The organism is Pseudomonas fluorescens, assembly GCF_005938625.1.
GTDB classification, from domain to species: domain Bacteria; phylum Pseudomonadota; class Gammaproteobacteria; order Pseudomonadales; family Pseudomonadaceae; genus Aquipseudomonas; species Aquipseudomonas fluorescens_BD.
This window is the reverse complement of record NZ_VCNJ01000077.1, coordinates 1-1,042: the sequence shown is the minus strand read 5'-3', so window position 1 is coordinate 1,042 and position 1,042 is coordinate 1. Positions and strand designations below refer to the sequence as shown.

The 1,042-nt window shown below is 62.9% G+C and carries 1 protein-coding gene; it reads right to left on the bottom strand.

The genetic code is table 11. The annotated features are described in order from the left end of the window. Positions 1-1,042 (bottom strand): phage tail tape measure protein (locus tag FGA82_RS29275; RefSeq protein WP_141129783.1); only part of this gene is annotated, 1,042 nt, incomplete at both ends.

The following is a 1,042-nucleotide window of genomic DNA, read 5'->3' as shown; positions in this document are numbered from 1 at the left end:
CCAGATCGCGCCCTGCCACAGCAGCATGGCGCCACGCACCAGTGCCAGGCCGGCGCTGAGCGTGTAGATCACGGCCATGTACGCCAGGATCGCCAGTTTCTGCAAGACGAAGCCGGCGACCGTGCGCAGGTTCAGCAACTGCACGACCTTCCAAACCGATAACAGGCCCAGCCAAGTCATCCGTGCAACGCCGACCACCACGGTCAACAACGACATGGCGCCGACGATGGCCATGATGGTCAGTGCGGTGATGCCGATCACCCGGGTGATGTTGGGAAACAGCTGCGACCAGCGCACCAGGGTTTTCCCGATGTCGACCATTTTGTTCATGAACGGCGTCAGTACCGGGATCAGCACCTGACCAAACACCACACGCATGACCTCGACCAGGGACGCCCACTGTTGCCATGGATCGACCATGGCCCGGGCCATCTGCTCGGCGTTCTCCAGTCCGCGCACCTTGCCCAACTGCTCGATGCCGTTACGCAGTCGATCGGTATCCTTGGCCAGCGCGCCAATCACCTGGGCGCCTTCACCGCCGAAAGCCTCCAACAACTTAGCGCCGGCCGACGCGCTGGTCAGATCACCGAACTTGCCCTGCAGCTTGTCCAGAATCGCCATCATCGGCAGCACCTTGCCCTGCTGGTCGGTGAACTTCATGCCGAGTTTTTCCGATGCCGCGCCGATGTTCTCGAAGAACGCTTTGTAGCGTCCGCCGGCGTCGCCGCCCTCCATGGTGCTGCTCAGCGTGCCAATCACCGCCATCTGTTCGGCAAGGTCGACGCCGGATGTGGTGGCGATCGCGCCGGCTTCCTTGAACGCGTCTTTCATCGCCGCGCCGCTGGTGCGAAACAGCTGCACGGCCAGCGCGGTTTGACCGCCGAGCTTTTCCACCCACGCGCCCCTCCCCATCGCATCCGCTTGGGACTTCTGCAGGTTGTAGAGCGTGCCGACGTATTCGCCCATGGTTTCGGCGTCAGACTTGGTGGCCTTCGCCAGCAAGTTGCTGGTGTTGGTGAACGTGGCGGGCTGGTTGCCGGCA